Below are 26,240 nucleotides of genomic sequence, written 5' to 3'. Positions count from 1 at the left end.
CACAAAGGCAACCGCAACCTGCACGTAATACATTGGTAATAAACGACTTAGTAGCTTCATGGCTGTGCCGGGATTAGACATTCTGGTGATACAGGGGTAATCTACCGTCGCCGTATCGTTATACAGCTTCTCTCCACAACCCGATGACGTCTGTCAGAAAGTGATCGTTACAAGTGATTTTATGCTTGTGGACCACACAAATGTTCAGTATCAGGGTTGAGAAGCGGAATATCCCGCTGCGGCTGTCTGTGCATAGCCGGAGGGAGTTCTAAACGCCATGGAAGACTCAAGAAAACAGCTCACACCCCGCCAACGGCAAATATACGGGTTTCTACGCGATCATATCCAGGGTGAAGGGCGTCCGCCGACGATGCGTGAGATCGGCGAGCAGTTCGAGATTCGGTCCACGAACGGGGTCCGTGATGCGCTGGCTGTTCTGGAGAAGAAGGGATACATCCGGAAGACGCCGTTTTTGTCACGAGGTATCGAATTGATGGAGACGATCTCGACCCCGGTCGAGTCGATTCCGGTCGTCGGACGCGTCGCCGCGGGTCTCCCGCTCTTGGCCGTCGAGAATATCGACGGCCACATCGCCGTGGACCGCTCGTTCCTGCCCGGGGGCGAGGTTTTCTCGCTGCGCGTCACTGGCGAGAGCATGCGCGACGAGGGGATCAAGGATGGTGACATGGTCCTGGTCCGCAAGCAGCCGAGCGCCGACACCGGTGAGATCGTCGTCGCCCTGATCGGAGAGGAAGCGACCGTCAAACGATTCTATCCCGAACGTAATCGTGTCCGACTCGAGCCCGCGAATCCCGATTTCGGCCCCATTATCGTCGATCGTAACGCGCCTGGCTTCAGTATTGCCGGGGTCGTGGTTGGGCTGTTGCGACGGATGTAAGAAACTGCAGACCCGGATCCTTCCGTTTCACGACTTGTCAAAAGATCCGCCTGTCATGAGGCCGAATGCCAATTGGGCCGTATCATGTGTGAGCGGTGAGGCTGTCTCCGCCGATCATAGGACGTAGTGGTCTGATCTTGACCGCGAGACCGATGGAAGGGTAGGTTTGTGTCATGGATCTCGAAACCCTCGTCCGCGATGAAGTCATGCCAGAGCCGTTCGCGTTTACCCCCAGCCACTTCTCTCGGCACGCGTACCAGCTTGAGTCGTCGATCATTCGCGACATCCTGAAGTTTTCCAGCCAGCCCGGGGTCATTTCGTTCGCCGGCGGACTTCCGGCTCCCGAGCTGTTTCCGGTTGACGAGATCAAATCCGCGGCGGATCGAGTGCTGACGAAGTACGGGTCGGCGGCGCTCCAGTACGGTCTTTCCATGGGGTTTCTCCCGCTGCGAGAGTTTATCGCTGAGCGGATTTTCCGTCAAACGGGATACCGTCTGACCGCCGAAAACATCCTGATCACCGCTGGATCGCAGCAGGGACTGGATGCGGTTGGCCGTGCATTCATCGAGCGCGGGGACTATGTGGTGTGCGAACGGCCGACGTATGTCGGCGCCATGCAGGCGTTCAACTACTATGGCACGCGTTACGCGCTGGTCGAAATGGATGACGAGGGAATGCTGGTTGAAACGATCGATCCGTTGATCACGCGTTACCGGCCGCGCCTGATCTACGTCGTGCCGAATTTCCAGAACCCCACCGGGATCACATTGAGCGAGTGCCGCCGCCGATTGTTGGTCGAGAAGGCGCGCCGGTATTCGGTCCCGATCATCGATGACAACCCGTACGGCGAGTTGCGCTACTCCGGGACACCTGCCCCGTCGATCAAGTCACTCGGTGGTCAGGCGGTCCTGCAGTTGGGCACCTTTTCCAAGATCGTCTCGCCGGGGCTTCGCATCGGCTGGATCGCTTGCTCACGGCAAATCACGCCCGTGCTCGAACGGGTCAAGCAGTGCACCGACCTGCACACCAACCAGTTTGCCCAGCATGTCATCTACGAATACGCGCATGATGGATCGCTGGAGCGGCACATCGAGTCACTGATCGGCGCGTATCGCCAGCGGCGCGACGCCATGCTGCGCGCGATGAGCGAGTTTTTCCCGGATACGGTCACCTGGACCAGGCCGGAGGGCGGGTTGTTCCTCTGGGTGCGGCTGCCCGAAGGGACCGATGCGACTAAGCTCTTGCAGAACGCGATCGAAGAGAAGGTGGCGTATGTCCCCGGACGGCCGTTTTTCCCCGACGGCACCGGGCTGAACACCTTACGGCTCAACTTCTCCAACGCGTCATTGGAAAACATCCATGAGGGTATCAAGCGTCTGGGACGGGTTTTCTCAAACGAGGCGCAGGATTGACCAACAATCGCGTTGCGTGAGGCGTATTCCCAAAGCGATGGAAAGTACCGGATTTGGAATGAAACAACTGCACACCAACTGGGTTTGGCGCACGGAGGATGTCCCGTAGATCGATGGGTGCAGTCACAGTCAAAGCCAAAGGCCCGTCGATAGACGGGCCTTTTTTGTTGTCGTGCAACATCCCGTCGGGAACGGCCTTGTCGGCTCCGCCGAATACACGTAGTCTGCCTGACCGTTGGCCAGCGAAACCAATTGCGATGCCCAATCAGAAGCCACGACGGATTCACTTCGCCAAGGCCGAGTCTCTGCGAAACGACTTTATTATCGTTCATCAGAGCGCGACATCAGTGCGCTGGACCCGGTCGCTCGTACAGCGGCTGTGCAACCGACGCTGTGGAGTCGGCGCCGATGGCTTAATCATCCTGTCGAAGCGGCGGGCCGCGCAAATCGGCACACGAATGTTTAATGCCGATGGGTCACCCTTTGAATGGTCAGGAAACGGGCTGCGCTGCGCATCGGCGGTTGTCGCCGCACAAAAGGGGGATCCGCGTCGCATCACGTTCCTGACCGGGGCCGGATTGATGAGCGTCTCGACAAAAGCCCTGCGGGATCGGCACTACGAGGTCAGTATCGTGCGGCCGGCTCCGGCGGTGACGAAGGGGCGGCCGCTCTCGGGGATGCCGCGACGTACACCGGGCTCCTACTGGACCGTCGCCGTCGGCAATCCACAGTGGGTGTTCTTCGTTCACGGGTTTGACTTTGATTGGCAAAACGTCGGTCTGTTATGTCAAAGGCGCGCACACGCAACCGGAGGCGTCAATGTCGGCTTTACACGAATACATTCACGTCGAAAGCTCGAGATGCGTGTGTACGAGCGCGGGGTCGGACCGACCCCGGCCTCGGGGTCTGGTGCACTGGCCGCCGTCGCGGCCGCCGCACACCTGGGCAAAGCGGACTCCCGCGTCACGGTAGTGTCCCCGGGCGGGAGACAGCGGTTCATCGTGGACACACGCAGCGGCGGTGTCACCATGCTCGCGCGGGCACGAGTTCTCTTTGAAGGAGACTGGGGCGTCTGAGCATGTCACCGGAGCACACGCGAATGGACTTCCGCGCATTTGAACGGCAGGCGCGCAGCGCGGCGATCGTGTCGCTGAGCGAGGAAATTCCGGCCGATCTCCTGACTCCGGCGGCGGTCTATCTCGCATTGGTCACCAGGCAGACCAGCGCTTCGTTCCTGTTTGAGAGTGTCGAAGGTGGGGAGTCGGTCGGTCGGTACTCCTTCATCGGCGCAGATCCGGTTGAGACACTCACGGTCTATGAGCCCGGCGGTGTCATCGCACGCGGTCGCCGCCGGCGTCGATTTTCGACGGACGAGACGCTCGATGTCCTGCGGGCATGTATGCCACGGCGCGAGGTTTTGACGTCTGGGGCGACCACCCACGGGTTCTTCAGTGGCGGGTGGGTCGGCTACTTCGGCTACGACTGCGTGCGATTATTCGAACGCATTCCGTCGAATTCGCGGGAGGCACTCGAACAGCCCTGGATCATGCTGGGCTTGTACGATCGCATCGTCGTTTTCGATCACGTCAGGCAGTCGGCGAGGGTCGTGGTGACAGTCTTCCCCGATGGCCGATCACGTTCTCACCTAAGGTCGGAGTACGACACGGCGTCCCGCCGACTGGATGCCACCGTTCGGCGCCTGCACAGCCGACCCGTTGTACCGCCGCTCGGTTCGCCGCGGCACGGGAGAATTCGCTCGAACACGACGCGGGAACGGTTTTGCGAGTCGGTGCGAGTGGCCAAACGGCACATCGCGCGCGGCGACATCTTTCAGGGCGTGCTGTCGCAACGATTCAGCGTCGAGGGCCGTGCTAAGCCGTTTGATGTGTATCGGCGACTGAGACGCGCCAACCCCTCGCCGTACATGTACTTTGTTCGCTTCGGCGAACTGGCGGTTGCCGGTTCGTCACCGGAGACATTGGTGCAGAAACGCGGCGCGTTGATTACGACCCGACCGATTGCCGGCACACGCCGTCGCGGTGCCGACCATCAACGCGACCTGGCGCTGGAGCGACAACTGCGCGCATCACCGAAAGAGCGGGCTGAACACGTCATGCTGGTCGATCTCGGACGCAACGACATCGGTCGCGTCTGCCGCCCCGGAAGCGTCGACACGGTGCAATTCTGCGCGATCGACCGCTACTCACATGTGATGCACATGGTGTCGACCGTGACGGGGACCGCGAAGCGCAACACCGATGCATTCGATGTGCTAGCGGCGACCTTCCCGGCAGGGACCGTCTCCGGTGCGCCCAAGATTCGCGCGATGGAGATTATCGACGAGCTCGAACCGGATCGTCGCGGCGTGTACGCCGGATCGGTCGGATATGTCGACTGGCGCGGCGACATGGATATGGCGATCGCGATTCGCACAGCGGTAATGGATGGCCGGGCGTCCTATGTGCAGGCGGGCGCCGGCATCGTCGCCGACAGCGACCCGATGCGCGAATATCGCGAAACTCAAAACAAGGCGGCCGCCCCGCTGGCCGCCGTCGGCGGCGAATGGAGCCGGGAGATGCGGCCGTGATTCTCCTGGTCGACAACTACGATTCGTTCACGTACAACCTCTACCAATACCTTGAGGAGTTGGGAGCGCGCGTTCAGGTGCGACGCAACGACACCGTCGATGTGGGCACAATCCCGAAGCGATATGATGCCGTCGTCCTCTCGCCGGGGCCGGGGCGGCCGGCCGAGGCGGGAGTCACGCCGAAGATCGTAGCCGAGTTGTCCGGTAAACTTCCGATCCTCGGCGTCTGTCTGGGCCACCAGGCCATCGGTGAGGTCTTCGGCGGACGCGTCGTCCGGGCGCGACGGCTGATGCACGGCAAGACATCGATGATCAAACACGAGAATTGCGGCCTGTTTATGGGCGTTGCCAACCCCTTTGAAGCGACGCGATATCACTCGCTGATCGTTGACAGGGAAACTTGTCCTTCGTGCCTGAAAATCACGGCCGAGACCGATGATGGAATCATCATGGGGCTGCGTCACAAGGAACATCCCACGGTCGGTGTGCAATTTCATCCCGAGTCGATCCTGACGCGCGAAGGGAAGGCGATTCTGAAGAATTTCCTGGACGGTTCTCTGTAGTCGCGGGCAAAAAGCATGCTGAAACGATATATCAAAGCCGCGCTTGAGGGTGAACACCTCGACAGCGAGTCCGCCTACGGGGCGATGGCGATTGTCATGGAGGGGCAGGCAACTCCGGCGCAGATTTCGGCGTGGCTGGTCGCGCTGCGTGCCAAGGGCGAGACGATCGACGAGATTGCCGGATTCGCGCGCGCGATGCGTGGGGCGATGACGCCGTTGGAGGGCGCGCCGGACGGCGCCATCGACACGTGCGGCACCGGCGGCGATGGTCTCTCAACATTCAACATCTCAACGGCCGCCGGTTTGATCTGTGCGGCGTGTGACGTTCCTGTGGCCAAGCACGGCAACCGCGCCGTCTCGTCACAGTGCGGATCCGCCGACGTGTTGCTTACGCTGGGTTTCGACATCGACCCCGGAGCGGCCGTTGCCGCGGAAGCGCTGTCGCGCACGAACTTCACGTTTCTATTCGCACCGCGTTTCCATCCGGCGATGAAACACGCCGCTGGGCCCCGGCGAGACATCGGCGTTCGGACGGTGTTCAATATTCTCGGCCCGCTGTGCAATCCGGCCTCGGTGCGACGGCAGGTCGTCGGCGTGTACGATCCCCGGCGACTCGAGCCCCTGGCGCGCGTGCTTGGCGCGCTGGGTGCCGTGCGTGCCATGGTTGTCGCCGGTCCCGATGGCGCCGATGAATTGCTGCCGACCGGCGAAAATCGCATTGCCGAATGGGACGGCGAGTCTGTTCGCACCTACACCGTATCGCCGCAAGATGCCGGACTGCGCCGTTCACAACTCTCCGATCTCTCCGGCGGCGACGCTGAAACAAACGCCGAGATTCTCCGAACCCTCACCCGCGATGAAAACCGCCCAAAGATGGAGGCCGCGCTCTTTAATGCCGGCGCCGCGCTGGTTGTCGCCGGTATAGTGCAGTCGATCGCCGAAGGCGTCGAAAACGCTCGCGCCGCTGTAGCAAACGGGCGTTTCGAGCACACGCTTCAGGCAGCCGCGGCCGCCTCGCGCGGCTGATATGAGAAGATGATGACCGTCCAGACCGACCAATCAACCCGACCGACCGTAGCCGCCGAGTCGAAAGCCGAAGCTGAGGTCTCTGTGGCGCCATCGCACTGGCTGCGCGAATACATCCGAAACTTGCGCAGCATTTCGGTTGCAGCGCGGTGGTATCTCATCGGATCGTTTCTGGTCGGTCTGGCATGGCTCACGTTTATGCTGCTGTTCAATCTGTACATGAAAGAGCGTGGCTTCAGCGAAACGGTGATTGGCCGCATCCTTTCCGCGCAATCGTTCGGGACCGTGGCCATGGCCATTCCCGGAGCCCTGCTGGTGTCGCGCGTATCGCCACGGATCTTGCTGATTCTCTCGTCGCTGGGGGTCGCGGCCGGATTTGCCTTACAAGTGCGGTCCGACGGCGCCGATGCGATTCTCGCCGCCGCTTTTGCGGCCGGGGCCATGCTGGCATTCAGCCGGGTCACCAGTTCGCCATTTCTGATGATGTATTCCTCGCCAGCGGAACGCGCGCATGTGTTTTCGCTCGGATTCGCGGCGATGCTTGGTGCGGGGTTGGTCGCGCACTTCGGCGCGGGGACATTGCACCGTGCACTCACCGCACCGGCCGGTTCCTCGGTGCAGGCGTATCGCTGGGTTCTGTGGATAGGAAGCGCCTCGGCCGCGATGGCGGTCTTCGCCTATGCCAAAATCCCGAGCGCCGTCGTGGGCCGACGCAGCTTGCGAGTCCCGTGGCGGCAATACTGGAGCACACGCGGGCGCCTGCTGTTTCGGCTGACGTTTCCATTCTTTCTGGTCGGCCTGGGTGCGGGGCTGATCATACCGTTTATGAACCTGTACTTTCGCGACCGATTCGGACTTCCGACGCAAACCATCGGCATCTACTATGGATTCGTGCAATTGTCGATGATCATCGGCGTGATGATCGGTCCCGAGCTGGCCCGGCGCTATGGCATGGTGCGGACCATCGTGGCGACCGAACTGGCGTCGATCCCGTTCATGCTGGTGCTCGCGTTCAGCCGCAACCTGCCGTTGGTCACGGCGGCGTTTCTGTGTCGCGGCGGCCTGATGAATCTCGGAGTGCCGATTACAAACAATTACATGATGGAACGCGTCGGCGAATCCGACCGCGCATTGGCCAACAGTTGGTCCATGGTTGCTTGGACTCTGTCGTGGGCATTGACAGCGGCGCTGGGCGGCTGGATGATCGAACGCTGGGGGTATGAGGTCCCGCTCCTGTTGGCATGTGGTCTGTACATTGCCGCCAGCTGGGTCTACTGGTTCTACTTCGCAAACTTTGAAATCTACGCCGGACGATCCGCGGTCGGTGTCGTGCGACCAGGAGATGAGTAAGCGCATGATCGATCGCACGTCAGCAGGATCACACTCGATCACGACACCGACACCCGCACGGTTGGCGCCGATTGTCGCGGCCGCCCACAAACGGGCAGCCGCGTTGAGTTCGAAGACGTCGGCGGGAGCTCTGCTTCGACGCGCTATTCGGTTCGAGCGCCGATCGCTGACCGCGGCATTGAGCCAGCGCTCTTCGGGCATTATCGCGGAGATCAAGAAGGCGTCGCCCTCCAGAGGCGTGTTCCGCTCCGATTTCAATCCGACACGATTGGCCCGCGCCTACGATTTGGGCGGCGCCACGGGCATTTCGGTCGTGACGGAACCAGACTTTTTCCTCGGATCCGAAGATTGGATCGAAGTCGTTCGGGACACGTGTGGGTTGCCGATCCTGCGAAAGGACTTCATCGTCGATCCGATCCAAGTCGCCGAATCGGCGGCTTTGGGCGCCGATGCGATCTTGCTCATTGCGCGCATCCTGTCATCCGAACTCCTGAAGAATCTGTCCGTTGCCGCCGAAGAACTCGGGCTTGGCATACTGTACGAGGCGCACGACGAATCGGATTTGACTAAGCTCGCGTCGCTGAATCCGCAGATGGTCGGCATCAACGCGCGCAATCTGGACGACTTTCGTGTCGATCACCAAACGCCCGTCCGGCTCAGCAAGTTGTTGCCGCGATCGGCGCTCGCGGTTGCCGAGAGCGGGATCGAATCTGCCGAACAGATCCGCCGACTCCGCGCAATCGGATATAGCGGGTTTTTGATCGGAGAGTCACTGGTACGTGCCGATGATCCGGCCGCCTTTCTGCGACAATTGCAGGGACTGAAATGACACGCACCCGCGTCAAGATTTGCGGCATCACGAGTCCCGACGATGCACAGGCCGCAGCGAGCGCCGGCGCCGATTCCATCGGCGTCGTGTTTTGGTACGGCAGCGCCCGATGTGTCTCGGTCCATCAGGGGCGTGCCATCGCCGATTCGGTCTCGCCGGCGGTGGTTGTTGTCGGCGTGTTTCTCGATCCAGATATCGAAACTGTTATGCGCACCGTACGATCCGCCGGTCTCTCTGCGGCGCAGCTCTGCGGAACGCTCGCCGACGGACCCTGGATGCAATTGGCGCATTCGATTCCGTTGATCCGTGCGGTTTCCTGCACTGATCAACGCGGTATGATCCGCGACCGTGGTCTGGCTTTCGGCGACTACTTGTTGGACAGTGCCGGCAAGGCGAATCCCGGCGGAACCGGCAAATCATTCGACTGGTCGATCGCCAAAACTGCGAGCGGGTGGGGACGTATCTGGCTCGCCGGCGGCTTGAATCCCGTCAATGTCGGAGATGCGATCGTTGCGGTTCATCCGTTCGCAGTCGATGTCTCCACCGGCGTCGAGCAATCACCCGGGGTAAAATCGCACGACGCCATCCGCGCATTCGTCAAGGCCGTGCGGACGGCGGACGGGGCCATCAATCCCGGTGGTTCAGAGTGACACGGTGAGCACTTGCTGATGACTGATACGCGACACAACCACGCAACGTCAACGCCGGCGTACCTGCGGCGCCCGGATCGGCACGGACGGTTCGGCCGCTACGGCGGACGCTATGTTCCCGAAACGCTGATTCCCGCGCTCGATCAGCTCACGTCCGATTTCAACAGGGCGTGGCGCGACCGCCCGTTTCGCCGGTTATATCATGCCCTGCTCGCCGAGTATGCCGGACGGCCGACGCCGCTGTATTTCGCGGAACGGTTGACACAAAAGCTGGGACGTGGACAGATCTTTCTGAAGCGAGAAGATCTCAACCACACCGGTTCGCACAAACTGAACAACACGATCGGACAGATATTGCTCGCAATGAGACAAGGCAAGAAGCGCGTCATCGCCGAGACCGGAGCGGGGCAGCACGGTGTCGCCACAGCCACAGTGGCCGCGCGATTCGGCCTGCGGTGCGACGTCTATATGGGCGCCAAGGACCTGAAGCGGCAGGCGACGAATGTCGATCGCATGCGCCTGCTCGGCGCGCGCGTCATTCCGGTTGCCTCGGGTGCGCAAACTCTCAAAGATGCCACCAGCGAGGCGATTCGCGACTGGGTGACCAATGTCGAGGACACTTACTACGTGATCGGTTCCGTCGTCGGGCCGCATCCGTATCCCTACATGGTGCGTGAATTTCAACGGGTGATTGGGCAGGAAACCAAACGCCAGCTCGTGTCCCGCATCAAACGCCTGCCCGACGTGTTGATCGCCTGCGTTGGCGGCGGCTCCAATGCGATCGGGTTCTTCACCGAATTTCTGGGCCACGCGTCGGTCGAGTTAATCGGCGTTGAAGCGGCCGGATGCGGACTTCGCTCGGGCAAACACGCGGCAACGCTCACAGCCGGTCGCGACGGTGTGCTCCACGGATCGATGAGTCTGCTGCTGCAGGATCGTGACGGGCAGGTGGTTGTCCCACACTCGATCTCCGCCGGTCTGGACTATCCCGGTGTTGGACCCGAACACGCGTTCCTGAATGAATCCGGGCGCGTGCATTACACGTCCGTGACCGACAGCGCAGCGCTGGGAGCATTCCTTCTCCTGTCGCAGACGGAAGGAATCCTGCCGGCTCTGGAATCAGCGCATGCGATCGCCGCTTTGTCGAAGCTGCCCCGCGACCCGAAGAGGAACCGTGTAGTCATCGTCTGCCTGTCCGGACGTGGTGATAAGGACCTGACAACCGTTTTGACGCGCGGTCGCGAGCCGGCGGGTCAGGACAGGAAGTAGCCCGCCACAATGACCAGCGTCTCCCGACTCGCATCCATGTTTCACGGCACAGCGCCGGTGATTCCGTTTATGACTGCCGGATTCCCAACGCAGCCCGTTTTTCTGGATGCCGCCGCGGCCGTCCTTGATGCCGGCGCGGGAGCATTGGAGATCGGAATGCCGTTTTCCGACCCCTTGGCCGATGGCCCGGCAATTCAGCAGGCATCGCAGCAAGCGATCGGGAGGGGAGTGACTCTCGGCACGGTATTCCGGCTCGCAGAAACGTTACGGCGTCGCTCGTTACGGCCGCTTCTCCTGATGGGGTATGTAAACCCTCTCCTCCGGTATGGTTTCGAACGGTTTGCCAGGATGGCAGCCGACGCAGGCGTCGATGGCACGATCATCCCGGATTGCCCGTTGGAAGAAGCCGGCGAATGGCGTCGCGTCTCCCAACAGCATGGTCTGGCCAATGTTTTCCTGATGGCTCCGACGACGCCCGCCGTGCGGCTGAAGCGGATCGACCGTGCCTCGACCGCCTTTTCGTACTGTGTTTCGGTAACCGGCGTCACCGGGGCCCGGCGTGGTGTGCCCACATCGACATTCGAGTTCCTCACGCGTGTCCGGACTGTTGCCCACAAACCTTTCGTTGTTGGCTTTGGCATCTCCGGCCCCGATCATATCCGCGCCCTGAGGGAATATGCCGATGGGTTTGTCGTCGGATCGGCGCTGGTGCCTATGTTAAACGGCGGCAAGAGTCGTTCCATTGCCCGGAATGTGGGCCGATACATCCAGAAGTTGACCGATGCGGCGCGTTAGAGTGAATTGACAATGACGAGCGCAACACAAGAGTCGATCGCATCCTATCTCGATGACGCCTGCCGGGCGACTGCCGACGGACTGGCGCGTCTGGGAGCGGTTATCTCGGTCGATGCCATTGCCGCCTCGATCGAGTACCCCAATCGCAAGGATTTCGGCGACGTTGCCGTGCCGTGTTTCCCGCTCGCGCAGTCGATGCGTCTGGCGCCGGCGGTCATCGCGCAACGGTTGTCCGAGACGTTTGTCCCACCCGGATCGATTACCAGAGTGAAGGCGATCGGCGGCTACTTCAATCTCTGGTTCGATCCGCAGGCGATCGCAGACGTGGTACTGCCGCGCATTCTGGCTGAGAAGTCCGGCTTCGGATCGTCGACGCTGGGACGCGGCAAAACGATCTGCATGGATTACTCGCATCCGAACATCGCCAAACCGTTCGGGGTCGGACATCTGCGATCGACCGTGATCGGACACGCGCTGAAAAACATTCTGGAGAAACTCGGCTACACCACGGTCGGCATCAATCATCTCGGCGACTGGGGCACACAATTCGGCAAACTGATCGTAGCATTTCGCGACTGGGGCAGCGAAGAGACAATTGCCCGCGAACCGATCCGTCATTTGTACGACCTGTACGTGCGGTTTCACCAGGAAGCGGAATCCAATCCGTCGCTCGATGAGCGCGCGCGGGCCGAGTTCAGGAAATTGGAGGACGGTGATCCCGACAACCGTGCGCTCTGGAAACGCTTCCGCGATCTGTCGTTGCAGGAATTTCAGCGCGTCTACAGTCGCCTCGGCGTCACTTTCGATTCCGATGCGGGCGAGGCGTTTTACAACGATCAACTGTCACCATTGATCGACCGGATGGTTGCGGTCGGCGCCGCACGGGTGGGCGACGATGGTGCGCTGGTTGTCGACGTTGGCCAGGGGGATGAGCCCCCACTCTTGTTGCGCAAAGCCGACGGCGCAACGCTCTACGCGACGCGCGACCTGGCCGCTGCCGAATACCGGCACAACACCTACGGTTTCGACCGGTGCCTGTACATCGTCGGTTCAGCGCAGGCGCTGCACTTCAAGCAGTTGTTCGCGGCATTAAAGAAGATGGGGCACGACTGGGCCGACAGCATGATCCATGTCGATTTCGGCTGGGTGAAATTCGGTGATGAGATGATGTCAACACGTCGTGGCAACATTGTCTTTCTCGATGAAGTGCTCTCGGAGGCAGTCGAACGCGCAAGGACGATCATTGCCGAGAAGAATCCGGATTTGGACGATGCCGGGTCGATTGCAGATGCCGTCGGGATCGGCGCCGTGGTTTTTTGGCAATTGTCGGCCAGGCGGCAACGCGACGTCAACTTCACGTGGCAGGATGCGTTGTCCTTCGACGGTCGCACGGGTCCGTATTTGCAATACACACACGCGCGCATCTGTTCTCTGATTGAACGATCGGGGCAGGCGATCCCACAGGGCGGATTCGATAGTGCCGCGTTGTCCGGCGATGACGAGCGACGTGTTCTCTTGCAGTTGGCCGATTGGCCGCGACGCATCCGCATGGCCGCCGAACAATACGAGCCCCACATTCTCGCCGGGGCGCTGCTGGACCTGGCGCAAACATATAACTCGTTCTATCAGCGCGTGCGCATTCTCGACGGGGAAGAATCCGCACGGATTCCGCGGTTGTGCCTGTCGCAATCGGTCCGATGGATTCTCGCCGAGGGGCTGCGCCTGCTCGGATTACGTGCGCCGGAACGGATGTAATGTGCCGACATCGGGAATCCAGGGAGTTCTGACATGCTGATCGTAATGGACACCCATGCCACGCCCAAGCAGGTCGAATCGGTCTGCGAGGAAATCAGGATGCTGGGCCTGACGCCGCATCCAATGCCCGGCGCCCAACGTACCGCCATCGGTATCACCGGCAACAAGGGCGCCGTCGACGCGGCGCGGTTTGAGCAACTGCCGGGCGTGATGCGTATCATACAGGTCACCGCACCGTACAAACTGGTCTCCCGCGAATTCCACGAGGCCGATTCGCTTGTCCACGTCGGAAATGTCACCTTTGGCGGCAACCAGTTTGCGGTCGTTGCGGGTCCTTGTGCCGTCGAATCCGCCGAACAGATCGACAAGGCCGCGGCCGCCGTCAAGAGCGCCGGCGCCCACATGCTGCGCGGCGGCGCATTCAAGCCGCGCACCTCGCCATACAGTTTTCAGGGACTGGGCGAGCCGGGCCTGAAGCTGCTGGCGGAAGCAGGACAGCGGAACGGGCTGCCGGTCGTCACCGAGGCCATCGACGCTGAGTCGCTCGAACTGGTCGTCCGCTACGCGGACATGGTGCAGATTGGCGCGCGAAACATGCAAAACTTCTCGTTGTTGCGACGCGCCGGACGCTGCGGCAAGCCGGTCATACTCAAGCGCGGCATGGCGGCGACGCTGGAGGAACTGCTGATGGCGGCGGAATACATCGTCAACGAAGGCAATCACGATGTCGTGCTCTGTGAACGCGGCGTACGCACATTTGCCGATCACACGCGCAACACGCTCGATTTGTCGGCGATACCGTTCGTGCAGCGGACCAGTCATCTGCCCATCATCGCCGATCCCAGTCACGGGACCGGACGGCGCGAGAAGGTGACGCCGCTTTCGTGCGCGGCAGCGGCCGTCGGCGCCGATGGCTTGATCATCGAGGTCCATCCTGACCCCGATCACGCGCTGTCCGATGGCCAACAATCGCTGTACCCCGATCAGTTTGTCGATCTGATCGCGCGCGTCCGGGCGATCACCACCGTGATCGGACGTCACCTGAATTGATCACAGCGATATGACCAAGACAGCTGCAGCGACATCGTCGCAAGACATCGTCCGGATCGAACCGTCACATCGCCTACGCGGGGAGTACCGGCCGCCCGCGGATAAGTCGATCTCACATCGCGCGCTGATCCTGGCGGCGATGGCAGCGGGCCGCTCGACGGTCTCGCCGGTCTCTGGTTCAGCCGATGTGGCATCGACCGCACACTGTCTGCGGACGCTGGGTGTCAGAATCGATCAGACGACCGATGCCTGGATCGTCGAGAGTCCCGGCATCGCCGGCTGGCGGCAGCCGTCGAAGCCGCTGGAATGCGGCAACTCCGGCACGACGATGCGCTTGCTGACGGGGTGCCTTGCCGGTTGTCCATTGACCTCGACGTTGACCGGCGATGCGTCGCTGAATCGTCGTCCGATGTTGCGCATCGCCGACCCACTTCGCGCCATGGGTGCGATGATCGAATTGAGTGACGATGGAACGCCGCCGGTCACGGTCACAGGCGGAGCGCTCCGCGGGATCGACTACGAGCTTCCCGTAGCGTCCGCACAAGTCAAGTCGGCGCTGCTTTTTGCCGGGTTGACGGCAACGGATGCGCTCACGATCAATGAGCGTCATGTCAGCCGCGACCATACCGAGCTGATGTTCAAAGCGCTGGACATTCCCTGCGTATTGGAGCATCCGCCGCGTTACGCCGACGAGCGTGAACGGCTCCTGGATCCGTCCCAAGCCGTCGCATGGCCGGAAGGGATCGAGCGCCGCATCCGGCTCCGGTGCCCCACACAGAGCCAGCCACATGAGTGGCGCATTCCGGGGGATTTCTCCGCGGCGGCGTTTTTCATCGGTGCCGCGCTCGGCGTGCGCCAGGCCGATTTGACGATTGACGACGTGTTGCTGAACCCGACCCGTATCGGGCTGTTGAAAGTCTTGAAGCGCATGGGCGCAGAGATCGAGTCGCATCGCGAGTCGGCACGATCGGGCGAACCGTTCGGACGAATCCGAGTCTCGACGTGCGGCGAGTTGAAGGCAACGCGGGTCGGCGAAAGCGAAATCGCCACGCTGATCGACGAACTCCCGGTGCTGGCGGTCGTCGCCGCAAACGCACATGGCGTCACTGTGATTCGTGGCGCGGGCGAGCTGCGGTCGAAGGAATCGGACCGGATTGCCGCCGTCGCGGTGAATCTGCGGGCGATGGGAGCGAAAGTCGCTGAACTCGAAGACGGTTGGGCGATCGAGGGGCCGACCGAGTGGCACGGAGCGTCCCTCGATTCATTCGGCGATCATCGGATTGCAATGGCGTTCGCGGTCGCCGCACTATGGGCCGACGGCCCCAGCGAGATTCGCAATGCGCACGTTGCGGCTGTTTCGGACCCGGAGTTTTTCGCGATTGTCAGATCGTTGACGCAATAATCCCGCAACCTGCCTCGGCTGCACGCACACGGTATGGTCAGACCACAGGATGCCGACTTACAACGACTGAAGAGCGGCCTGTACGGCGTGCTCGGATCGTCGATCGCATACACGCGCTCGCCATCGATCTTTCGTGCAGTTTTTGCGCACATGAAGTGGCCCGCGACATATGCGCGCTTCGATCGTATGCCGCGTGAGTTGGAACGGTTTCTGCGCGCGGCACCGGAGGTCGGGATCGTGGGCCTGAACGTGACGATTCCCTACAAGCGGCGTGTGCGGCATATATGCGACCGTCTTGCGCCATCGGCACGACTCACGGGCGCGGTCAATGCCGTGTCGTATGTGAATCGACGAACCACCGGCCACAACACCGACATCGACGGCGTGCGGGCGACGCTGAGACGGTATCGACGGGGACTGACCGGGGCGCATGCCGTCGTTTTCGGTGCGGGTGGCGCGGCGCGCGCCGTGGCATGGACGCTGCTGTCCGATTTTCGGATTGGCCGGTTGTCGATTGTCGGGCGCTCGCGACGAAAGGCGGACGACTTGCTCGCGACGATCGCCGGCGCTGCGAAGGGACACATCGAGGCAGACGCTCTGGGATGGAGCGATCACGATGTCCGAATGGCGGTTGCCGATGCCGCATTGATTGTCAACGCGACACCGCTGGGTGGCGGGCTTTTCAAAGGCGTCAGTCCTCTCTCCGGCAGAATCAGCCTCCCCGACGCAACGATCGTATTCGACTTAGTTTATGAGCCCCCCGAGACACTCTTGCTCAAGCAGGCGAGAGCGGCTCGATGCCGCGTGTGCATCAATGGCTGGCCGATGTTGGTGGCGCAGGCGGAGGCAAGTTTCCGCATATGGACGGGGCGTGGATTTCCGGGCTCTGTAACACGGATGCTCCTCACAACTCAGGGACGCATCGGGTGACGACGATAGCCGCAGTGACATGGCGCGCGGTGACGCGACGCGGGTTGGCCAACGGATGGTCGACCTATTGGACCTTGATGAGAGTCATGGTGCCGGTCTACATCGGCGTCTCGCTGTTGCAGCGCACACCGGCATTTCAATTCATGGCTGACCGGTTTGCTCCGGCGATGTCGCTCTGGCATCTGCCGGGCGACGCGGCCTTGGCGATGGTTGTCGGGCATTGCGTCAATCTGTACGCCGCGGTTGCCGTCATTGCCGCGGGGCACTGGGATCCGATGGCGGTCACCGTGGCCGGTGTCATCCTCGGCGTGTCACACAACCATTTCGTTGAAGGCGCGATTCTAAGACAAATGCGCGCGCCGGCGCTGGCGCTGATCGGCATGCGAATCACCGTCGGTTGGTCGCTGGGCTGGGTCGTCGCGCAGTTGATGAATTTATAAGAGGGCCAGGCCAATGGGGATCATGATCACGGACATCGCGATCGGGCTCGGCGGACTGCTGCTGAAGGTGTTCGTCATCATCATGCCGCTGATGGTCGCGCTGGAATGGGTCAGGACACGGCATTGGTTTGGCGGGTTCATCCGAAATGGGGAGAACGTGTTTCGACCGTTCGGATTTTTGCCGCCGGCGATGCTGTCGTTGATCACCGGGCTTGCATTCGGAATCGCCTACGGCGCCGGTGTCCTGATATCGCAATCCCGATCGGGGGAGCTTGAAGCGCGTCAGATTGTGCTCGTCAGTGCCTTTCTCGGGATTTGTCATGCCATCGTCGAGGATACGTTGCTATTTGCTGTTATTGGTGGCAGTGCCTGGATCATGGTCACGGCACGGCTGTTGACCGCGCTGGTCGTCACGCTGGTGCTGGCACGATTGACACGCGGTCCCCTGGTGCAACCGTCGGGGGCCGTGCGATGACCCAGCCGCGCTGGCGACACCTCTACATTGCCGGATTCATGGGCACCGGCAAGACAACTGTCGGCCAAACGCTTTCCCATCGCCGAGGGCGTCAATTCTGGGATCTTGACAGGCAGATCGTTGAACTGGTCGGATGCGACATACCGGCGTTCTTCCAATCGCAAGGAGAATCGGTGTTTCGGGCCCATGAATCCAAAGCACTACGCCTCCTGGCGGCAGCACCGCCTGCGGTCATCGCCCTCGGCGGCGGCACACCGACCGTTGCCGCCAATGTCAATGTGGTCAAGCAGACAGGATTGACAGTCTTGCTGACCGCGGACACGAAGACGATTTGGAACCGCATCCGCGCCATGACGGATCGCCCGCTGCTCCTCGATGGAACCAAGCCGATTTCAGATTACGACCAGTTTGCTCGGCATGCCGAATCGATTCTGCTGTCGCGGGACTGTGCCTACCGGGCAATTGCCGATTACACGGTCGATACGTCCGATCAGCCGGTCGACGCCGTCGCCACCCGCATAATACAATGGATCGAGTCGCTCGCATGATTCGCCCATCCATCGTCGGCCAGATCCCGCCGCGCCGTGTGCCGATCTACATCAAGGCAGGATTGCTGAAGCAACTGGACCGATGCCTCTTCGCGCCGCAGCGCGGTTGCCCGCTGGAGTTGGTCACAGACAGGACGGTCGATTCTCTTTACGCGTCGCGTGTGGTGGCGTCTCTATGTCGCGGCAAATGGCACGTTCATAAAACCGTTCTCCGAAACGGAGAGGCGAGCAAGAATGCGTCGACCGTTCATGCCCTTCATGAGGGATGGTTTCAACGCCGACGCGGCCGCACGACTCGTGTTGTCGCGCTGGGCGGCGGCGCTGTGACGGACACGGTCGGCTATGCGGCGGCAACCTTCATGCGCGGTGTGCCGCTGTGGCTGATTCCAACGACGATCATCGGACAAGTCGATGCCGCCATCGGCGGAAAAGTCGGAATCAATGACCACCGCGGAAAAAACCTCATTGGCTGCTTTTATCATCCGACGGGCATCATTGTCGATCCCGAGACATTGGTGACGCTCCCGTTGCGCGAGCGACGCTCAGGATTGGCCGAAGTCGTCAAATACGGCGTCATCGGCGACCTTGAGCTCTTCGCGCGCTGCGAATCCGAATTGACGTCGTGGCTGGCCGGGAGCAGTTCTCTGCCGCTTGAGGTGCTGCGCCGTTGTATTCGTGCCAAGACCGAGATCGTAGCCGCCGATGAGACCGACATCGGTTTGCGTCATATCCTGAACTTCGGACACACGCTCGGTCATGCGCTCGAGAAATGGGGCCGGTACCGGCGGTTCCGTCATGGCGAAGCGATTGCCCTCGGCATGGTCGGAGCCGCGTGCATCGCATCCCTGCGGGGTATGTTTTCACATCGTCAAATGGACCGGCTGGCCGGTCTGTGCGGCAGCTTGCACGGTCAGACACGAGCGGTCGAAGTCACCGAGACTGAACTCAGGACACACCTGTCGTTTGACAAGAAGCGACGTTTAGGGCGTCCTGTCTGGGTCCTGCCGCGCGCCATCGGACGCGTTGCTGTTTATGACGACATTACCGACCGGGAAATCCACGAAGCGATTCGGTTCCTGCGGGACTGGGTCAAGAGGTAGACATGTCGCGTCCGATCGTCGTCATCAACGGTCCTAATCTCAATCGCCTCGGTCAACGAGAGCCCGGGGTCTATGGAGCAGAGACTCTGAATCAGATCAACACCCGCATCAGCGAACGCGCCGCCCGTCACGGCATCCCGATCGAGTTCTTTCAATCCAATCTCGAGGGCGCGCTCATCGACCGGATCCACGGGGCTTCCGGCGCGCTCGGTGTGATCTTCAACCCCGGCGGCTACTCGCACACCTCAGTCGCGTTGCGCGATGCAGTCGCGTCGATAGCGGCCCCGGTCGTCGAAGTGCACATGACCAATATTCACGCGCGCGAAGAATTCCGCCACCAGAGTCTGATTTCCGGAGCTTGCCGTGGCGTCATCACCGGACTGGGTGCCGATGGCTACCTCTACGCCGTCGATTACATCGCCTCTGTCTCCCAGACTGCACCTTAGCAGACCGATTTCCATCGTCCGATAAACACCGGATGTTTAGATTGTTCCCCGCGGGAATACGCCGCGCGAGCGCCATGACACATGAACCGACTGCCGCTCCGATCAGCCGCGATGTCGAGTCCATCCTGCGCGGTCACCCCTATCGTGCGATCATGCGCCTGGCGTGGCCCGCCACCGCGTCGATGCTGTTTGAAACGCTCTTTGCGGTTGTGGACATGATTTGGGTCGGACGTCTCGGTCCGACGCCGTTGGCGGCGGTGATCTCCGCCACATTTGTCGTCTGGATCATGATGTCGCTGTCGTCAGTGCTGACGACCGGCCTGGTCGCCGTCGTGGCGCGCGCTATCGGCGCATCCGATCTCAACCGTGCCCGCGCCGTCACCGAAGAGACCTGGCGGCTGGTGTTTCTCTTCGGTGTCATCATCACCGTGGCGGTCATCGGTCTGCGTCATCAGATCATCGCGGTCATGCAATTGGAGCCGGAGGTCACGCGGTTGGCGGAACAGTATCTCCTCGTGTACTTCGCCGGATCGGTCATCATCGTGTTTTTCCAGTGGGCGGGTGCGCTCTATCGCGCCTGCGGCAACACGCGTACCCCGCTGTTGGTGTTCAGCATCAGCACCGTCGTCAACATCGTTCTCGATCCCCTTCTGATCTTCGGCATCGGCCCGTTCCCGGAATGGGGCACCGTCGGTGCCGCCGCCGCCACCGTGGCCTCCTACGCGGTCGCATCGGTCGTGTTCATCATCCTTCTGCGTCGTCAGCGTTTGCCGTTTCGCGTCGGATATGCCATCATCGGGCCGATGAGTTGGCCGCGCATCGGCCGCCTCCTGAGCATCGGGCTGCCGATTTCTGTTTCCGGGATTACCTTTTCCGTCGTCTACCTGTTTGTCAATCAGGTGGCATCGCGCTTCGGCACCGAATCGGTTGCGGCGCTGGGAATCGGAAACCGCATCGAGTCGATCGACTACCTGGTGTCCTACGGGTTCGCGCTCGCGGTGGCGACGCTCGTCGGCCAGAATCTTGGAGCGGGCAATCCCGCCCGTGCTGCGTCGCTGGCGCACAAGACACTGCTGTTGGTCACCGGATTTACCGGCATGATGACCGCGATCTATCTTTTGTTCCCCGGCCCACTGTTGCATGTCTTTAGTGACGATCCAACCGTTATCACCGCCGGGGTCAGCTACGTGAGGATTCTGGCGCTCTCGCAAATCCTGATGGGATGGGAAATCGTCCTGGAGGGTGCATTTTCCGGTGCGGGCGATACCCTGCCGCCGATGATCGTGTCCATTGTGGGGTCCATCGGACGTATCCCGCTGGCGTGGGCGCTGGCCGTCTGGCTCGATTGGGGCATCGTCGGCGTGTGGTGGACCATTACCATTTCTTCAATAGTGAAGGGATCGGTCTTGTACGTCTGGTTCGGTCTGGGACGCTGGAAGTTGCGCACGGTTTGAGGACTTCACGCCGGATCGGCACGATGACGGGGTGGGTCTTCTCCGACGAATTCCTGCGACACAATGCGGGTCTGGCACATCCGGAGTGCCCGCAGCGTTTGGCTGCCATCGTAGGGAGGATTAAGGACGACCACCTGATGGAATTGCTCCAGTCGGTGAACTTCGGAGAAGCGTCGGATGCTGAAATCGCTTTGGCGCATGATCACCACTACATCTCATCTCTGCAGGAGGCAGAAGGAACCTGGTGGGATGCCGATACATTCATCGGCGAAGATTCGCCGCGGATTGCCCGTCTGGCTGCCGGAGGCGTGTTGGCGGCGACGCGCGCTGTTTGGAACGGCCGGGTTGCCAATGCCTTCTGCGCCGTGCGTCCGCCAGGGCATCACGCGCTGCGTGGACAGGCGATGGGGTTTTGCCTGTTCAACAACGTCGCGGTGGCCGCGGCAAGTACTGTCGTTGAGAATCCCGGTGCGAAGGTCTTCATTCTCGACTGGGATGCTCATCACGGCAATGGCACGCAGGCGATCTTCTACGACTCAGCCGACATCTTGTATGCCTCGGTCCATCAGTACCCGTTCTATCCCGGCACCGGCGCGGCCGACGAGACCGGACATGGCGCCGGACGGGGATTCACGGTCAATGTTCCGCTGCCCGCCGGAACAGGGGATCGGAAGTTCCTCGACGCGATCGAACGCACTCTCTTCGTACACGCCGCGCAGTTCGCACCGGACATCATAATTCTCTCGGCCGGATTCGATGCACATACCGATGACCGGTTGGCCGGACTGTGTGTCAGCACAAGCGCGTTCGCTGCCGCGAGTCGCCTGGTGTGCGAATGTGCGCGGGAAGTCTGTGGTGGACGGGTTGTTTCCGTTCTCGAAGGTGGGTACAATCTCTCCGCTCTGGCCGAATCGGTCTCGGTGCATGTGCGCACATTATTGGAATTCGCGGACATTGATCTCATGCAGGCAGGTACGACATGACCCGATATGTGCGATTCATGTGGCAGCGCGGCAGCTATTGGGGGACGCATGAGGGGGAATCCGTCCGACGCTGGAGCGGACCGTGGTATCAGGGCGGGGTCGCAACACAACGAACCCACTCGGTCGATGAAGTGACGTTCCTGCCGCCTGTGCGACCGGGCAAGATCCTTGCCATCGGCCTCAACTACGCAGCCCACGTGGCCGAGAGCGCCTCAGCGGATGCAGTCCCCGATGAACCGGTGATATTCATGAAACCGCCATCGGCACTGTTGTCTCCGGGGGGGGCGATTGTCATCCCGCCACAGGTCGATCGGGTCGATTACGAAGGCGAGCTCGGAGTGGTGATCGGGAAGTTCGCATCACAACTCCCGGCTGAAGCGGCGGGCGAAGTGATCGCCGGCTGGACGATCGGCAACGATGTGACCGCCCGCAACCTGCAGAAAAAGGACAAGCAATGGACGCGCGCCAAGGGGTTCGACACGTTTTGCCCGATCGGACCGTGGGTGCAGGACGCGTTTGATCGCACCGCATCCGGACTGACCACGCATCTCAACGGCGAGGTCCGTCAGCAGTCGGCTTTCGACCGAATGGTCTTCAGCGTCGAAGAGCTCATCGCCTTCATATCACGTGTGATGACGTTGCATCCCGGCGATCTGATCCTCACCGGCACACCGTCGGGCGTGGGGCCGATTTCGCCGGGTGACACGGTGTCCATCACCGTCGACGGCCTGGGAACGCTGACCAACACCGTTGTGACGGCCATCAGCCCCCCTGACCGTCGCACCTTCGCCCGCCGTCTGTTCTGACAACATTCGGCTTCCGGTTGTGGGGCGATCACTCGATAATGCGTGATCGGGTCTGACCCGAAGACAGCGCCGTGTGTACTATTAGCGGGCTATCGGGGGCACGCGTGCCATTGGGATTGGAAACGATCTTTCGACACATCAATACCCGCACGGTGTTTGTGCTGGCCGTCGCGCTCGGCACGGCAGCTTCAAGCGCTGCTGACGCAAAGGATGGCGCACAGCCGCTGATCCTCGAACATGCGGACTCGACCGAGATCATCAGCGAGGGTTCGGTAGCGACCTATCATCTCTTCGGGGATGTCCGCTTTCGTCAAGGCGAGACGACCATTGATGCCGACATGGCGACATGGAATCCCGGATCCGGCGAGGTCGAGTTTCTGGGCCATGTCCGTGTGCGCCGCCCCGGAAGCGTTGTCTCCGCAGAACAACTCATCTATCACCGCGACCAGCGCTGGGTTACCGCACTCGATAACGTACTGGTCGAAGACACGACCGAGCGATTCTCTCTGCATTCGCAGCGTGGACACTTCGACCGCGTTCAGGACATCGCCATTGCCGACTCGCTCCCGATACTGTACTGGGATTTCACACTCGATTCGTCCCGGCAGACCATCGTCATCGCCGACACGATCAAGTATTTCCGTTCCGAGTCACGCGGGGTCGGCATCGGGAATGTTTCCGTTAACAAAGGCGACTGGCGCGCGCATGGGCAGTACGGAGTCGTTTGGCCCGATTCGGCGCGCGCCGTCCTTTGGGGCAAGCCGAACGCAATGGGACTGGGAGGAGAGATCAGCGGCGACACGCTGACCCTCCTGTACGCGTCGGGGAGCGTCGACCGCGTGATTGCCGTAGGCAACGCGTCGGGTCAATACAGCGACACATCGACGGGTCTGGCCGGTGTGAGTCTGCTCAAAGGAGAGCGCGCCGACTTCTTCCTGACAAGAGACACGCTGCGCGCCATCCGTGTCATCGGTCAGGCGTATACGGATCACATTCCGGGCGATTCGACCCAGGGAGCCAATCACGCCTCCGGCGATTCGCTGTGGTTGCGATTCGCCGCCGGCCGTCTGCAAACGATGACCGTTGAGGGGGGCGCGCGCGGCGTCTATGTTCCCGATCAGGGGAAGGGCCGCGATACGGTCCACTACGAGGGCGCGCGCATTACATTTCATCCCGACTCGTCACGCATCGATCTGGAGGCCGAGGCACAATTGGTCTATGGCACCGTCGTCCTGAATGCGGGGCACATTACCTATTGGGCTGACAGAAAGGACCTGCTGGCACGGCCGCGCATCGAGGCAGACTCCGCCCAACAGCGCACCGAGGGCCCGCGACTCGCCGACGGCAGCCAGGTGGTCACCGGCGACATGCTGACCTACAACATGGATACCGAACGGGGCCGAATCCGCGGATCGCGCACGGAACTCGAGGATGGCTTCTATCGCGGTGGCGACTTCCGCAAATTTACCGATAGTGTGTTCTTTGTTTCCGACGGCATCTATACGACGTGCGATCGTGAGGAATCTCATTTCCAGTTCGATGGACGGGAAATGGTCGTGGTCCGTGACGACAAGGTCATCGCGCGTCCGGTCGTGATGCGCGTCTATCGAATTCCTGTCGCGATCCTGCCGTTCTACATCTTTCCGATCCGCAAGGGACGACACTCCGGGTTCCTGCCGCTGCGGTTCGGAAACTTCGAACGGGGAGAACGCTTCATCGGCAATGTCGGCTACTACTGGGCGGCGTCCGACTACTGGGACGCGGAGGGTGCGCTCGACTTCAACGAGGAAACCGGGTTACGGCTGCGCGGCGTGGTCAACTATGCCCTGCGATACCGATTTCACGGCAATGTCTCCGGGTCGTACGCCCGCGAGTCGCGACAATCGGAATTCACCGAAACACGCACGACCCGCTGGAGTCTGCAGGGGAGCCACCAGCAGACCCTGTCGCCGAGCGCGACCCTGTCGGCGACCGCCAATTTTCTCTCGGACAATTCGTACTATCAGGATTACAGTTACGATCCGACCGACCGTCGCAATCGCTCGCTGCGTTCGCAGGTGAATCTGCGCAAACGATTCGGCGGTGCTTCCCTGACCGCCTACGCCGAAGTGACGGAAAATCTGGATACCGACAGCCGCCGCCTGCGACTGCCGCAGGCCAGTCTCTCGTTCTACGAGCGCCGAATCCTGTCACCCGACTCCGGCGCGGACAATCGCTGGTATCACAATGCCTACATCGGGCTGAACACGACCCTGACGCACACCGAGAGCAAAGATCCGACTGTCGGCGACACGACCGGCATGTTCGACGAGAAGGATTACGCCACCGTGACGTACGATGCATCGCTGCGCTTTCCGCAAAAACTCCTCCAGCACATTACTGTCTCGCCGAACGCGTCGTTTTCCGAGGCGTGGTATTATGTCTTCAACACCAACCTCGCCCGCGACGCCGGTGTGCCGATCGAGGAGCCCTCGCGACGTGCTTCCGGCTCTTTGGGTGTCGGTACGAGCGCCAATCTCTACGGATTTCTCAACCCGCATCTGTTCGGACTTTCGACCGTTCGTCACACCCTGTCGCCGCGCGTCGGATACACATTTACCCCGGCGGTGACACGCCACGACGATCTGCGCGCTTTCACCGGGGCGGGCGGCGGTTCATCGGCCCAGAGCCAAAGCGTGAGCTTCTCACTCGGCAATGTCTTCGATGCCAAGCTCGGTGAGGGAGACAGCGCGCAAAAAGTCTCGCTCTTTTCCGCCAGTTTCTCGACGCGCTACGACTTCGAACGCGACACACGCCGCTGGGGCAATCTGGCCGGCAACGCGCGCACAACGCTGGCGCGACGGCTGGAGCTGGCCGCCGACGCACTCTGGGACCTGTACGACCCTGAGACGCTCGAACTGCAATGGTCGCGCCCCCGTCTGACCAATCTTGGACTCAGCGCCGGAATGACACTGAAAGGAGACGCCTCGGCGCTCAGTAGTGTCACGCAATTGGGAACCGGAGACTCCTACCTCGACAGCACGCAGGTCGGCGAGGGGATTCCGATCAACGCGAGCTTCTCCTATCGCTACAGCGAGTCACACGGCAGCGGACCCACGTTCAAGACACACTGGCTGGGATGGCGCGTCGATCTGAAACCGGCGACAAACTGGGGGCTCAATTATCAGCAGACCTACGACTTTGTCCGTCATACCGTGACCGACATGACATTCGAGTTGCAGCGCGACCTGCACTGTTGGCAGGCGATGTTTGTATGGATCCCGGGCGGATCGCGCAGCGGCTACTATTTCAAGCTGAGTGTCAAAGACATTCCCGACATCAAAATCGAACGTTCCGAAAGCGGCCTCTTAAGCGGCTTCGGCCGTTAAGCGTCGTAAGCGACTGTGGCACTGTGTGTTAAGCTGACGCCGCTGGCCATGGCCGCGACGCTTCCAAGCCAATCGCGTCCGGGAGCCCGCACAAACTGGCGGTC

Annotated in this window: 24 protein-coding genes; all 24 read left to right on the top strand. The window is 61.3% G+C overall.

The annotated features are described in order from the left end of the window. The first annotated feature begins 277 nt into the window (after nucleotides 1-277). The 24 genes from lexA (at nucleotide 278) to VGB22_07895 (ending at nucleotide 26,136) form a co-directional block, all read left to right on the top strand. The gene (lexA, locus tag VGB22_08010) at nucleotides 278-898 is read left to right on the top strand and encodes a transcriptional repressor LexA (protein ID HEX9751210.1); all 621 of its coding nucleotides are present in this window, start codon (nucleotides 278-280) and stop codon (nucleotides 896-898) included. A 173-nt stretch (nucleotides 899-1,071) separates the two neighbouring features. Continuing rightward, nucleotides 1,072-2,310: a PLP-dependent aminotransferase family protein gene (locus tag VGB22_08005; GenBank protein ID HEX9751209.1), complete on the top strand. Its 1,239-nt coding sequence runs from the start codon at nucleotides 1,072-1,074 to the stop codon at nucleotides 2,308-2,310. A gap of 257 nt (nucleotides 2,311-2,567) precedes the next feature. After that, nucleotides 2,568-3,386 carry a diaminopimelate epimerase gene (gene dapF, locus VGB22_08000; protein HEX9751208.1) on the top strand — a complete coding sequence of 273 codons (819 nt, stop codon included), beginning with the start codon at nucleotides 2,568-2,570 and terminating at the stop codon, nucleotides 3,384-3,386. A gap of 23 nt (nucleotides 3,387-3,409) precedes the next feature. Beyond that, nucleotides 3,410-4,897: an anthranilate synthase component I gene (gene trpE / locus VGB22_07995; GenBank protein HEX9751207.1), complete on the top strand. Its 1,488-nt coding sequence runs from the start codon at nucleotides 3,410-3,412 to the stop codon at nucleotides 4,895-4,897. Continuing rightward, nucleotides 4,894-5,460 carry an aminodeoxychorismate/anthranilate synthase component II gene (locus VGB22_07990; GenBank protein ID HEX9751206.1) on the top strand — a complete coding sequence of 189 codons (567 nt, stop codon included), beginning with the start codon at nucleotides 4,894-4,896 and terminating at the stop codon, nucleotides 5,458-5,460. The genes trpE and VGB22_07990 overlap by 4 nt, the downstream gene beginning before the upstream one ends. A gap of 15 nt (nucleotides 5,461-5,475) precedes the next feature. Next, on the top strand, nucleotides 5,476-6,486 hold the full coding sequence (trpD, locus tag VGB22_07985) for an anthranilate phosphoribosyltransferase (GenBank protein HEX9751205.1): 1,011 nt from the start codon (nucleotides 5,476-5,478) through the stop codon (nucleotides 6,484-6,486). A gap of 9 nt (nucleotides 6,487-6,495) precedes the next feature. Continuing rightward, on the top strand, nucleotides 6,496-7,836 hold the full coding sequence (locus VGB22_07980) for an MFS transporter (GenBank protein HEX9751204.1): 1,341 nt from the start codon (nucleotides 6,496-6,498) through the stop codon (nucleotides 7,834-7,836). A 4-nt stretch (nucleotides 7,837-7,840) separates the two neighbouring features. Continuing rightward, complete coding sequence (gene trpC, locus VGB22_07975; GenBank protein HEX9751203.1) at nucleotides 7,841-8,665, top strand: indole-3-glycerol phosphate synthase TrpC; 825 nt, start codon at nucleotides 7,841-7,843, stop codon at nucleotides 8,663-8,665. Continuing rightward, nucleotides 8,662-9,315, top strand: coding sequence for a phosphoribosylanthranilate isomerase (locus VGB22_07970; protein HEX9751202.1), 654 nt, complete (start codon nucleotides 8,662-8,664; stop codon nucleotides 9,313-9,315). The genes trpC and VGB22_07970 overlap by 4 nt, the downstream gene beginning before the upstream one ends. An 18-nt stretch (nucleotides 9,316-9,333) precedes the next feature. Continuing rightward, a complete protein-coding gene (trpB, locus tag VGB22_07965) occupies nucleotides 9,334-10,584 on the top strand; it encodes a tryptophan synthase subunit beta (GenBank protein ID HEX9751201.1) in 1,251 nt (416 codons plus the stop codon). Nucleotides 10,585-10,620: 36 nt separating this feature from the next. Next, entirely contained in the window at nucleotides 10,621-11,379 is a 759-nt protein-coding gene (gene trpA, locus VGB22_07960; protein HEX9751200.1) for a tryptophan synthase subunit alpha, read from the top strand. 12 nt (nucleotides 11,380-11,391) lie between these two features. Next, a complete protein-coding gene (gene argS, locus VGB22_07955) occupies nucleotides 11,392-13,134 on the top strand; it encodes an arginine--tRNA ligase (GenBank protein ID HEX9751199.1) in 1,743 nt (580 codons plus the stop codon). Nucleotides 13,135-13,167: 33 nt separating this feature from the next. Beyond that, complete coding sequence (gene aroF / locus VGB22_07950; protein ID HEX9751198.1) at nucleotides 13,168-14,184, top strand: 3-deoxy-7-phosphoheptulonate synthase; 1,017 nt, start codon at nucleotides 13,168-13,170, stop codon at nucleotides 14,182-14,184. Nucleotides 14,185-14,194: 10 nt separating this feature from the next. After that, nucleotides 14,195-15,586 (top strand): 3-phosphoshikimate 1-carboxyvinyltransferase, encoded by a 1,392-nt coding sequence (locus VGB22_07945; protein ID HEX9751197.1) that lies wholly within the window; start codon nucleotides 14,195-14,197, stop codon nucleotides 15,584-15,586. Nucleotides 15,587-15,619: 33 nt separating this feature from the next. Further along, nucleotides 15,620-16,516, top strand: coding sequence for a shikimate dehydrogenase (locus VGB22_07940; GenBank protein HEX9751196.1), 897 nt, complete (start codon nucleotides 15,620-15,622; stop codon nucleotides 16,514-16,516). Continuing rightward, nucleotides 16,513-16,956, top strand: coding sequence for a nucleoside recognition protein (locus VGB22_07935; GenBank protein ID HEX9751195.1), 444 nt, complete (start codon nucleotides 16,513-16,515; stop codon nucleotides 16,954-16,956). Before VGB22_07940 ends, VGB22_07935 begins: the two co-directional genes overlap by 4 nt. A gap of 22 nt (nucleotides 16,957-16,978) precedes the next feature. Beyond that, the gene (locus VGB22_07930) at nucleotides 16,979-17,431 is read left to right on the top strand and encodes a hypothetical protein (GenBank protein HEX9751194.1); all 453 of its coding nucleotides are present in this window, start codon (nucleotides 16,979-16,981) and stop codon (nucleotides 17,429-17,431) included. Then, nucleotides 17,428-17,979 carry a shikimate kinase gene (locus VGB22_07925; protein ID HEX9751193.1) on the top strand — a complete coding sequence of 184 codons (552 nt, stop codon included), beginning with the start codon at nucleotides 17,428-17,430 and terminating at the stop codon, nucleotides 17,977-17,979. The genes VGB22_07930 and VGB22_07925 overlap by 4 nt, the downstream gene beginning before the upstream one ends. Then, entirely contained in the window at nucleotides 17,976-19,079 is a 1,104-nt protein-coding gene (locus VGB22_07920; GenBank protein ID HEX9751192.1) for a 3-dehydroquinate synthase family protein, read from the top strand. Before VGB22_07925 ends, VGB22_07920 begins: the two co-directional genes overlap by 4 nt. Before the next feature lie 2 nt (nucleotides 19,080-19,081). Continuing rightward, entirely contained in the window at nucleotides 19,082-19,525 is a 444-nt protein-coding gene (aroQ, locus tag VGB22_07915) for a type II 3-dehydroquinate dehydratase (protein ID HEX9751191.1), read from the top strand. 74 nt (nucleotides 19,526-19,599) lie between these two features. Continuing rightward, nucleotides 19,600-20,979 carry an MATE family efflux transporter gene (locus tag VGB22_07910; GenBank protein ID HEX9751190.1) on the top strand — a complete coding sequence of 460 codons (1,380 nt, stop codon included), beginning with the start codon at nucleotides 19,600-19,602 and terminating at the stop codon, nucleotides 20,977-20,979. A gap of 23 nt (nucleotides 20,980-21,002) precedes the next feature. Then, complete coding sequence (locus VGB22_07905) at nucleotides 21,003-21,962, top strand: histone deacetylase (protein HEX9751189.1); 960 nt, start codon at nucleotides 21,003-21,005, stop codon at nucleotides 21,960-21,962. After that, nucleotides 21,959-22,768, top strand: coding sequence for a fumarylacetoacetate hydrolase family protein (locus tag VGB22_07900; GenBank protein HEX9751188.1), 810 nt, complete (start codon nucleotides 21,959-21,961; stop codon nucleotides 22,766-22,768). Before VGB22_07905 ends, VGB22_07900 begins: the two co-directional genes overlap by 4 nt. 104 nt (nucleotides 22,769-22,872) lie before the next feature. Beyond that, nucleotides 22,873-26,136, top strand: a complete 3,264-nt coding sequence (locus VGB22_07895) for a putative LPS assembly protein LptD (GenBank protein ID HEX9751187.1) — start codon at nucleotides 22,873-22,875, stop codon at nucleotides 26,134-26,136. Nucleotides 26,137-26,240 lie beyond the last annotated feature (104 nt).

It is taken from the genome of Candidatus Zixiibacteriota bacterium (assembly GCA_036397555.1).
Lineage (GTDB): Bacteria > Zixibacteria > MSB-5A5 > WJJR01 > WJJR01 > DATKYL01.
This window is presented reverse-complemented; position numbering and strand designations above follow the sequence as displayed.